This is a genomic window from Paludisphaera sp. (assembly GCF_037189885.1).
GTDB lineage: Bacteria > Planctomycetota > Planctomycetia > Isosphaerales > Isosphaeraceae > Paludisphaera.
In genome coordinates, this window is the sequence record NZ_JBBCIR010000088.1 from 21,114 (window position 1) to 29,294 (window position 8,181).

At 72.7% G+C, this 8,181-nt stretch carries 4 protein-coding genes; 2 read left to right on the forward strand and 2 right to left on the reverse strand.

The genetic code is table 11. The features are described from left to right. Positions 1-204: 204 nt before the first annotated feature. Positions 205-3,078: an Hsp70 family protein gene (locus WG209_RS21460; protein WP_337177142.1), complete on the forward strand. Its 2,874-nt coding sequence runs from the start codon at positions 205-207 to the stop codon at positions 3,076-3,078. Positions 3,079-3,095: 17 nt separating this feature from the next. Here WG209_RS21460 and WG209_RS21465 read toward each other — a convergent pair whose 3' ends face one another. After that, the gene (locus tag WG209_RS21465; protein ID WP_337177143.1) at positions 3,096-5,120 is read right to left on the reverse strand and encodes a WD40 repeat domain-containing protein; all 2,025 of its coding nucleotides are present in this window, start codon (positions 5,118-5,120) and stop codon (positions 3,096-3,098) included. A gap of 43 nt (positions 5,121-5,163) precedes the next feature. After that, entirely contained in the window at positions 5,164-6,801 is a 1,638-nt protein-coding gene (locus WG209_RS21470) for a thioredoxin-like domain-containing protein (protein WP_337177144.1), read from the reverse strand. 273 nt (positions 6,802-7,074) lie between these two features. Between WG209_RS21470 and WG209_RS21475 the strand changes: the two genes are divergently transcribed. Continuing rightward, entirely contained in the window at positions 7,075-8,067 is a 993-nt protein-coding gene (locus tag WG209_RS21475) for a ribose-phosphate pyrophosphokinase (RefSeq protein WP_337177145.1), read from the forward strand. Positions 8,068-8,181 lie beyond the last annotated feature (114 nt).

The window sequence follows — 8,181 nt, forward strand, 5'->3', positions numbered from 1 at the left end:
GCACCACAAAAGACGCTCCGACGCCTCCCGGTCGCGCGCCCCCTCCGCCGCCCCGCCGGGGCACATTCTCCCACGAGGGGAGAAGGGGGGGCGCTCCGGATCGTCATTGCTCGCGCCGGCGTCCTCGTGATATCCCCGGGCGGGCCGCGGTATGATCGGTGCGGCGGCGAGGCTTGGAATCCGCGCGACGGGCAAGGGCTGGGGATGACGCGAACACGCTACATCGTCGGGATCGACCTGGGGACCACCAACTGCGCCGTGTCGTACGTCGACACGAAGGGGAAGGAGCGGCCGGCGGCGGACATCCGGGCGTTCGAGGTCCCGCAACTCGTCGCGCCGGGGGAGACCGCGCCGCGGCCGATGCTGCCGTCGTTCGTCTACCTGCCGGCCGGGCCGGAGCTGCCGGCGGGGGCGTCGCGGCTGCCGTGGAACGAGGGCTCCGACCGGATCGTCGGCGAGTTCGCGCGCATCCAGGGGGCCAAGGTCCCCTCGCGGCTGGTCGCCAGCGCCAAGAGCTGGCTCTGTCACGGCGGCGTCGACCGCGAGGCCGACATCCTGCCGTGGGGGGCGCCGCCGGAGGCGCGGAAGATCTCGCCGGTCGAGGCCTCGGCCGACACGCTGATCCACATCCGCGACGCCTGGAACCACGCCATGTCCGACGGCGAGGCGTCGCGGCGGCTGGAGAACCAGGAGATCGTCCTGACCGTCCCCGCGTCGTTCGACGAGGCGGCGCGCGAGCTGACCGTCGAGGCGGCGAAGCGCGCGGGGCTGGAGCGGGTGACGCTGCTGGAGGAGCCGCAGGCCGCGTTCTACTGCTGGATCGTCACCCACCAGGACCGCTGGCAGCGCGAGGTTCGGGCGGGCGAGCTGATCCTCGTCTGCGACATCGGCGGCGGCACGACCGACTTCAGCCTCATCACCGTGGCGGAGACCCCCACCGGGCCGGGCTTCCGCCGCGTGGCCGTCGGCGACCACCTGATGCTCGGCGGCGACAACATCGACCTGGCGCTCGCCCACCACGTCGAGAAGAAGCTCGGCGGCGCCCGGCTCGACGGCGAGCAGTGGTCGGCCCTGCGGTTCGCCTGCCGCACCGCGAAGGAGAAGCTCCTCTCCGACCAGACGCTCGCGCAGGAACGCTGGCCGGTGACGATCGCCGGGCGCGGCTCGCGGATCATCGGCGGCGGCATCCAGTCCGAGCTGACTCGCGACGAGGTCCGCGAGATCGCGCTGGACGGCTTCTTCCCGAAGGTCGCCCCGGGGGAGGAGCCGTCGCGGGGCTCGCGCGCGGGTCTCCAGGAATTCGGCCTGCCGTTCGTCGCCGACCCCGCCGTGCCGAGGCACCTCGCCGCCTTCCTGCGACGCCACCAGGCCGAGGCCGGGCAGGGGCAGGGAGGCGACGGCGCGGCGGCCGACCGCCCCGCGCGGCCCGACGCCATCCTGTTCAACGGCGGCGCGCTGACGCCCGCGACGGTCCGAGACCGGATCGTGGAGGTGATGTCGTCGTGGTTCGCCGGCGACCCCGGCGCGCCCTACGCCCCGCGCGTGCTGTCGAACGCCTCGCTCGACCTGGCCGTCGCGCACGGCGCGGCGTATTACGGGGTCGTGCGGCGAGGCGGCGGGATCCGCATCGGCGGGGGGACGGCGCGATCGTTCTACGTCGGGCTCGAAGGGGACCCGGCGCGGCCGTGGCTGTGCGTCGTGCCGCGCGACGCGGAGGAAGGGGACGAGATCGCCGTCGCCGGCCGCGACTTCGACCTGCTGATGGGCCAGCCCGTCGTCTTCCCGCTCGCCAGCAGCTCCGTCCGCCCGGACGACAAGCCCGGCGACCTCGTCGCGTCCGACCCGGACTCGATCCGCGAACTGCCGCCGCTCCAGGGGCTGATGCGCGTGGGCCGGAAGGCGAAGGCCGAGCGCGCCGCGGTGAGCCTGGCGGCGAGGGTGACGGAGGTCGGGACGATCGAGCTCTGGTGCCAGTCGCGCGCCGACGGCCGCCGCTGGCGGCTCCAGATCCAGCTCCGGGGCGCGGCCGAGCCCCGCCCGCGCGAGACCGTCGCCGGCGAGGAGGCCGACCGCGTGGTCGTCGAGCAGGGCGTCCTCGACGCCGCGACGGCCGCCATCCGCGCGGCGTTCGAAGCCCCGGCGTCGGCCGGCAACGCCGAGGGGGGCCCGGCGCGGCTGGTCAAGGCGCTGGAGGAGATCCTGGAAGTCCCGCGCGACGCCTGGCCGCCGTCGGCCCTGCGCGCCATGTGGGAGCCGCTGCGCGACCTGGCGGACCATCGGCTGAAGGGCCCTCGCCACGAGTCGCGATGGTTCAACATGGCGGGCTACGCCCTGCGCCCCGGCCGGGGCTTCCCGCTCGACGAGATCCGCATCAAGGCGCTCTGGCCCGTCTTCCACCAGGGCGTGACGCACTCGAAGGACGTGCAGTGCTGGGCCGAGTGGTGGATCCTGTGGCGTCGGGTCGCGGCCGGGCTCACGAAGGCCCATCACGACGAGATCCACCGCCGCCTCGCCCCGTTCCTCACGCCTCCCAAGGGCTCCACCCCCGCGAAGAAGGCGGGACGGCCGAAGCCCGAGGCCCACGAGATCGCCGAGATGTGGCGCTGCGCCGCCGGCCTGGAGCGGCTGGCCGCCTCCGTGAAGGAGCCGCTGGGCGCCGCGCTCGCGGCGGAACTCGCCCGGCCGACGATCCCCGGCCACGTCCTATGGAGCCTCGGCCGGCTGGGCGCCCGCGTGCCGCTGTACGGCCCGGCGAACACCGTCGTCCGCCGCGAGGCCGCCGAGCGCTGGGTCGACGCGCTGGCCGCGCGCGACTACGCCCCCGGCCGCGAGACGGCCGACGCCATCTTCGCCCTGGCCCAGCTCGCCCGCGCCTCGGGCGACCGCGTCCGCGACCTGTCCGAGCCGAGCCGCGCGAAGGCGCTCGACAAGCTGGCCGGCCTGGGCGCGGACGAGGCCACGCTTCGCCCCGTCCGCGAATACCACGACCTGGAAGCCTCCCCGGAGGGCCAGGCCCTCGGCGATTCCCTGCCGATCGGCCTGCGGTTGCGGACCGAGGCCGAGCCGGCGGGTGACTGAGACGGTCGGTGGCGTCCTCAGCGCCCCGCGGTCGTCAGGCTCCAGAGCCGGACGGTCCCGTCGGCGCCGGCGGACAGGGCGGCGCGCCCGTCCGGGCTGATGGCGACGCTCGCGACCGCGCCGGCGTGGCCTTCGAGCGCGAGCAGGAGCTTGCCCCGGGGCCCGTCCCAGAGCCGGATCATGCCGTCGCCGGCGCCGGTCAGCAGCCTGCCGCCGCGCGCCAGGGCGACCGCGGTCACGCCCCCCTCGTGCTCCTCGGCGATCGTCGTCCCCTCCTCGCCGCCCTGGAGGTTCCACAGGCTCACCGAATCGTCGTCGCCGCCGGTCGCGGCGAGCTGGACGTCGGGGGCGGGGGCCACGGCCAGGATCGGTTCCTCGTGGCCCTCCAGGTTCATGAGCCGGCGCCCGCTCCTCATGTCCCAGGCGCGGAACGCCTTGGCGTCGCCGCCGGTCAGGGCCAGCCGGCCGTCCGGCGTGACGGCGACGGCCCGGACCCGCTCGTCGAGGTCGGCGAACCTGAGGGCCGGCTTGCCCGCGTCCAGATCCCACAGGATCAGCTCGCGGTCCCCGCCGGAGACCGCCCGGCGGCCGTCCGGGGCGAAGGCGACGCAGGCGACGGCCGACGCATGGCCTTCGAGCGTGCGCAGCTCGCGGCCGGCGGAGAGATCCCAGAGCCGGACCGTGCGATCCGTGCCGCCGCTGAGGGCCCGCTTGCCGTCGGGCGACAGCGCGACGCCGGCGATGCTCCCGGAGTGGCCCTTCATGCCGTGGAGGAGCTTGCCCGTAGCCACGTCCCAGGCCCGAAGCTCGCCGTCCTCCCCGCCGGAGAGGGCAACGCGGCCGTCGCGCGAGAGGGCCGCCGCCGCGACGCCCCCCCGGTGCCCTTCGAAGCGGCGGATTTCGCCCGGCTTCGCCACGGCGCCCGGGGTCAACGCCGGTCGGGTAGCCGGAGCGGTGGGGACGTCCCAGAGTCGGATCGTGCGGTCGTCCGAGGCGGATCCGAGCGTCTTGCCGTCCGGCGAGAAGGCCACGGCCCTCACGTAGTCGGTGTGTCCCTTCAGCTCCCCTCGCTTGCGGAGCGGCGAGACCTCCCAGATCTCGACGACGTTCTCCGACGTCCCGAGCGCGATCAGGGAGCCGTCGGGCGAGTAGGAGAGGTCGTGGAAGGTACGGTTCTGGCCGCGATTCCTCTCGGCGTCGTACTCGGCCCGGATCGCGCCGGTGGCGACGTCCCAGAGCTTGATCACGCCGACGGTGAGCGTCGTCTCGATGGAGATCCCTTCGATCTTCCGGCCGGTGTCGCGCAGGCCGCAGACGGCCAGCGTCTTGCCGTCGGGCGAGAACTCGACGTCGTACGCGCGGATGTCCGCGTCCTTGAGCCGCACGGCGGCTCGATCGGCCGCGAGGTCCCACACGGCGACCTCGTTGGGACGGGCGTTGGAGAACGCCCCCCAGGCCACGAGCTTGCCGTCGGGCGAGGCGGCCAGGGTCTGGACCGTGCTTTGCGGCTCCATCTCGGCCGTCTCCTCCCCGGTCGCCAGATCCCAGAGGCTCACGGAGGTGAAGTCGCCGCTCGCCAGGCGGGCGCCGTCGGGCATGAAGAGGATGTCGACGACCTGACCCTGGTCGTACGTCTCCCCCGGCTTCGAGGTGGCGACATCCCAGGTCGCGATCCCGCCGTCGGTCGCGCAGGCCGCGACGGTCTTGCCGTCGATCGAGACCGCGACGGCGTCCAGGATGGGGGAGTCGCCGGGCATCTTGAAGCGGCCGATCTCGCGCCCGGTGGCCGGATCCCACCGGCGGACAGTGCCGTCGTGCGAGCCCGAGACGAGGAACTTGCCGTCCGGGGAGAAGGCGAGCGTCTGCGCCTCCTTCTCGTGCCCCCGCAGCACGGCCCGCGATCGGGCCGGCAGGGGGGCGGCCCCGCGCGGGGCGGCCTTGCCCGAGGGTGCCACCCCCGGGCGCGTCTGGGCGGCCGCGACGACGGGCATCAGGGCGAGCGCGAGGCCGCAGGCGAGCCGGCCGAGGGATCCGAGCGACATGGCGAGAAGCTCCATGAAGGGTGATGCTCGCGTTCCGTCCCGATCACTCGGCCGGAGGCGGCGACGGTTGGGCCGGCGGAGCGAGGCCGGGGATCTCCAGCGTCTTGACGGCCTTCGTCGCGAGGTCGACGACCTTGATCTTGTGGTTGTTGGTGTCGGCGACGTACAGCTTGCCGGCCGCGACGCTCAGGCCGCCGGGCTCGTGGAAGCGCGGGGGGGCGTCGGAGTCGCCGGACTTCACGTCGCCGAGGAAGGTGGCGACGCTCGCCTCCTTCGGGTCGCAGACCTTCACCTTGTTGTTGTACGTGTCGGCGATGTACAGCTTGCCGTCGGCGAACGCCAGGCCCAGGCAGTGCTGGAGGCGGACCTCCTCCGGGCCGGTCCCGTCGCGGTCGCCGAAGTCGAACAGCCCCTTGCCGACGACCCGCCCGACCCTCGGCGCGACGGTCTGGATGCCGGTGATGACGCGGACGCCCGAGACCTCGGAATCGGCGATGTACAGGCTCTCGCCGTCGGTCGCCAGCCCGCTCGGCTGCGCGAACTGGGCCGCCTCGGGCGACCCGTCCCGGATGTTCTCGTATCCGGAGCCGGCGAAGCGACGGACCGTGCCCGAGTCGGGGTCGAAGGCGTAAATCTGGTGGGTCCCGGCCATCGCGATGTAGAACCGGTTCGAGCCGGGGAGCTGGATCACGTCCCAGGGGCTCGAAATCTCCGAGGTCTTGCCGGGGCCGACGAACGGCTCGCGGGGGTCGCGCTTCGACTGCTTGCCGTTGCCGACGACGGTGCTCACGGTCCTCGCCTTCAGGTCCACGGCGCGGATCGCGTGGTTCTCGGTGTCCGCGACGTACAGGATGTCGCCGTCCAGGCACATCCCCTGCTGGCGGTTGAACCGGGCCTTTTCGAACGGCCCGTCGACCAGGCCCTCGCCGCCGTCGCCGATGACCACGGGATTGTTGCCTTCGAGGTCGGTGACGATAATCCGGTCGTGGCCGGTGTCGGAGATGAACAGGCGGTCGGAAGCGGCGTCGGCCAGGACCTTGCCGGGGAAGAGCATGGGCTTGTCGGCGTACTGGCTCTCCTCGGCGGGGAAGGTGATGGGCTCCTCGTTGAGCGTCCCCTTCTTGCGGGCGTCGGCGGCGATCTTGCCGATGGCGAAGTCGAACAGCTCGTACCGGCCCTCGCCCCCGATGGCGGTGACCGGCATCCCGTCCTCGTCGCGGCCGAAGACGACGACGTTCCCCTCGGGGTCGATCAGCACGCGCGAGGGCCAGGCGTTGACGTCGAAGCGGGCCCAGATCTCCATCTCGGCGTCGTTGACGACGGGGTGCTTGATGCGGTACTCGGCCACCTTGCGCCGGATGTTCTCCGTGTTGCGCTCGGCGTCGAACTTCCCGGAGTGGACGCCGACGACCACCAGCTCGTTCTTGTACTTGGCCTCCAGCTTCGCCAGGTCGGGCAGGATATGGTGGCAGTTGATGCAGCAGTAGGTCCAGAAGTCCAGCAGGACCACCTTCCCCCGGAGCGACTCCAGGGTGATCGGCCCGGAGTTGATCCAGCCGACGGCGCCGTCGAAGCTGGGCTTCGGGGGGGCGTCCTGGGCCCCGGCGGGCGGGGCGGGGGCGAGCGTCGCGAGGGCGATCGCGAGGAGGAGGGGGGTCGAGACGGGGCTCCTTCGCGGCATGGCGGGCCTCCTGGTCGGCGGTGGGGGGGGCGGGCGGTCGAGCGGAGTCGGTCGCGATTGTAAACGATCGGTCGGGGCGACGGGAGCTTCCGGCGGGACGCGCCGGCGTTCGCCGATGCCTCGACGGGCGGCGTGGGTGGCCGGGGGAGGCCGACGGTGTTAAGATCGGATGTCGGCGGCGCGCCACGGGGGGGGCGGCGTCGCCGATTGCGGCCGCGGGGGCGATCGCACGGAGTCCTTCGACCATAATCCCCCGACGACAGGGCGGACGCCGTGAGCAAGGACATGTCGCTGATCTGCACCTCGACCGACCGGGTCGACCCCTACGGCGAGCTGAAGATCTTCGCCGGCAGCGCCAGCGGCTCGCTCGCCCGGGCGATCTGCGACCGCCTGGACACGGAGATGGCCCGGGGCGAGACCATGACGTTCAGCGAGGGCTGCGTCTTCGTCCGGGCGCTGGAGAACGTGCGCGGGCGCGACGTGTACGTCATCCAGGGGACCGAGTACCCGGTCAACGACAACTTCATGGAGCTGCTGTTCTGGATCGACGCCTGCAAGCGCGCCAGCGCCACGCAGGTGACGGCCGTCATCCCGTACTTCAGCTACGCGAAGGGGGACAAGAAGGACGAGCCCCGCGTCTCCATCCGCGCCCGCGTCTGCGCCGACTGCATCGAGGCCGCCGGGGCCGACCGGGTCCTGACGATGGACCTGCACAGCCCGCAGATCCAGGGCTTCTTCCGCGTCCCGGTCGACCACCTGTACGCCATGCCGGTGCTGGTCGACTACTTCCTCCGCAAGGAGATCCCCGACCTGGTGATCGCCTCGCCGGACGTCGGCTTCGGCAAGCAGGCGTACAAGTTCGCCGAGATGATCCAGGCGCCGGTGGTCTTCGGCAACAAGGTCCGCCGCGGCCACGACGAGAAGGCCGAGATGCTGGACATCGTCGGCGAGGTGAACGGCCGCAACGTCCTGATCGTGGACGACTTCACCATCTCCGGCGGCACGCTGATCGAGATGGCCGTCGCCTGCAAGGAGCGCGGGGCCAAGGACGTCTACGCCTGCGTCTCGCACGGCGTCTTCTCCAAGGGCTCGGCCGCCAAGCTGGCCGCCTCGCCGATCAAGGAGCTGGTGATGACCGACACGGTCGCCTACCGCTTCGAACCCCTGGCCCCCTGCTGCAAGGTCGTGAGCGTCGCCGGCCTCTTCGCCGACGCCATCATGTCCATCCACCGCCGCGAGAGCGTCAGCCGGCTGTTCAACTACTGAGGCGCGCGGTGGGGCCTTTCCCGCGCGGGTGACCGTTCTCGTCCCCTCTCCCACACCGGGAGAGGGCAGCCGCGCCAGCGGCGGGTGAGGGTCGTCGGATTTCGGAAGGCATGT